The organism is Bradyrhizobium sp. 157, assembly GCF_023073815.1.
GTDB lineage: Bacteria > Pseudomonadota > Alphaproteobacteria > Rhizobiales > Xanthobacteraceae > Bradyrhizobium.
Genome location: NZ_JADPKF010000029.1, coordinates 1 through 2,635, shown reverse-complemented (window position 1 = coordinate 2,635; position 2,635 = coordinate 1). Strand labels below are relative to the sequence as shown.

General features: G+C 59.0%; 1 protein-coding gene. It reads right to left on the bottom strand.

Annotation, left to right across the window (positions count from 1 at the left end; genetic code table 11):
* Positions 1-748 precede the first annotated feature (748 nt).
* Positions 749-1,885 carry an MFS transporter gene (locus tag IVA95_RS06680; protein ID WP_247509791.1) on the bottom strand — a complete coding sequence of 379 codons (1,137 nt, stop codon included), beginning with the start codon at positions 1,883-1,885 and terminating at the stop codon, positions 749-751.
* Positions 1,886-2,635 lie beyond the last annotated feature (750 nt).

The following is a 2,635-nucleotide window of genomic DNA, read 5'->3' as shown; positions in this document are numbered from 1 at the left end:
ATCATGCGGAGGGCATGCCCCTACCGCGGAGAGAACCATGAACCCGGCAAGGATGTGTTTGGAGAGTCTTGACCGCAGGCCCGGAATTAGAGAACAGCCTGGGCCATTAATTGAGCTTTCCATCGGGTGCCGACTTCGAGACTCTTCCAAGCGATATCGCTACTAAGGCCGATCTCGTGGTTTCTCATCTGTCGCAGACCTTATCGAGCACCGCCCGCACCCGCGGCGTTGTCTCGGCTTCGAACGTCGGGCGAGTCCCGAGAAAGAATGGATGTCAAATCGACTAGGCTTGCAGAATTCGAAAGGTTAAGGCTACCGCACAAACCTGTCCATCGGCTGCGAGATACCAGATGCCGGTGTTTCCAAGTCCCTTAAGCATCAACGCCTGCTCGGCGAACATCCGCTTTGCGCAATCGGGTTGAAAACTCGAGCTTGCGAACAGCCGAAAGCGCGGATTCACTCAGGTATAGAAGCCTGGGATGAAGCAATGATTGGGCGAACAGCAAGCGCATCAAGCGACCCATCGTAGGCATGAAGGCAGATCTCTGGAAGAGCGCGGACTACCAATCGCCGGGCCTGAAGCACTTCCGGAGAAGCGCACCGCTTTGGGACCAGCAAAAAGTAGCCGATCATCGGCGCCAGGCAGATATCAGCTAGCCAACTCATTGCCGTCTGCTCGATCAGAGACAAGCCACGATCGAAGCTTCTCTTGCGCGCGAGGTGCCGCTCTGTCACGTTTCAAACGCATTCACCGTGTGTTCGCCGTCACGATGGGCGCCAAGAGCACGACGAGGCACATGAGCCCGGCTAGGACCCCAAATGCGGCCGGCAGTCCCACGTACTTGGCCAGTAACCCTATACCAGCCGGTCCAATGAGAATTCCGGCATAACCAACCGTCATGATCGCGGCAATCGCCGGACCAACGGGCATCGCCTCCTGCGTGCCGGCGCGCCGGAACAGAATCGGGGCGACATTCGATAGGCCAAGACCAATGAGCAGCAAGCCGGCCATGGCGATGACGGCTACCGGTGCGGCCAGCAGAGCTCCGAAACCGGCCAAGGCCAGTAGACTTCCGAACATAAGTGTCGCGCGGTCCCCCGCGCGTTCGACGACGGCGTCGCCAGCAAGGCGTCCCACCGTCATGGCTATGGAGAACAGTACATACGCTAAGCCGCCCTGCGTCTTTGGAGCAAGACCAGCGCCGACGACCAACAAGGCAGCCCAATCGAGCATCGCGCCTTCGATAAGGAAGGCGATCGCCGCAATCGCGGCTAGAAGGAGCACGATGGAACGCGGCAGAACGAACGACGGTCCCCGGTCCGCCTGCGCCGTTGGTACCAATCGCGGCCACGCCAGCATGATCGCGATCACTATCAATCCCGAGCAGACCACAGTCGAAACAAATGCGTCAATCTGCAGCGAGAGAAAAGCGGTCATGGCTGCAGACCCCACAAGTCCCCCGATGCTGAATTGAGCGTGGAAGCTGGACATCAGCGGGCACTCCGCCGTGCGCTCCACCTCGATCGCATGAATGTTCGCGGCCACGCTAATCGAGCCTATCGAGGCGCCTAAGGCGAATAGCGCGACGCCGAGCGACAACTTGCTAGCTGTCGTGAGGCACGGCAGGACGATCGCGAGACTAAGCCCACCCACAAGAATGATCAGCCTGACGCCGTAGCGGGCGCTCAAAACACTGGTCAGAAGCATCGCGATGATGGATCCAGCACCCAGGCAGAGCAGTAGTAGGCCAAGCACGCCATCATCCACCGCCAGCCGGTCCTTCGCAAATGGTACGAGCGGGGCCCAGGCCCCGAAGCCGACCCCGGGAACGAAGAATGCAAGACGCGTTGCTAACCGAGAGGATGGTTGACCAGCAGACGCCATGACAGGGACCTTATTGATAGACGACCCGCGGGCGCTGTACCAGCGACGGACTCCCGAGCGACAGAGAGTGCGCAGGTTCGGCGGTCGAGAGGACATCGTTTGTTGGCGCAATCGCCATGCCGGACGGTTCAGCGCGTGATATCGGATCGCGTCGATCGTCACTCTTCTAGTTCGATCCGCGACGACATCTTTGATTGCAAATACGATGCCACCGCGAAAACGCACGTGACGTCTCGATCCGAACTCGATACGATCGGCAACTGTGCCGGCTAGGCATGGAGCGTTGGGGGCTCTCAACAAGCTTGTTACTTGCTGATTGATGAGTGCGGTCGCGCACTGAAGGAGCACGAAGCACCCGAGTGCGCCTCGAGACCGCGCATTACGATTCCGTGGCGCCCTTCAGCGCGCCAACGCGGCCTCGCCTTCCGTAGTCATATCCGCGACAAATCAATATGGCTCAGTCGCAAAGCTGACAACGAGATGAAATTCCATCTTGCCGATCGCAATCGGTCTCAATGCGAGGCGATGGGCTTGCAACCCGGTTACTCTGGGCTTGCGTAGCCTGCCAAAGCTTGTGGCAACCGACATCGCGGTGTAGACGCCGACATAAACACTTTGATCATGGAAGCCACGCAGAGGCTTATGTGCCTGCTAGAGCGTTAGCCCATCTGACTGAATCGCTGCGGATTCACAAATCAGCGTTTTGGTGATTCAAGCTACCCGCCGGGACAGGAGGCCGGCGGGTATGGC

Excerpts from the sequence above, each read along its gene's own strand:
- IVA95_RS06680 (WP_247509791.1), bottom strand. The coding sequence starts at position 1,885 with ATGGCGTCTGCTGGTCAACCATCCTCTCGGTTAGCAACGCGTCTTGCA.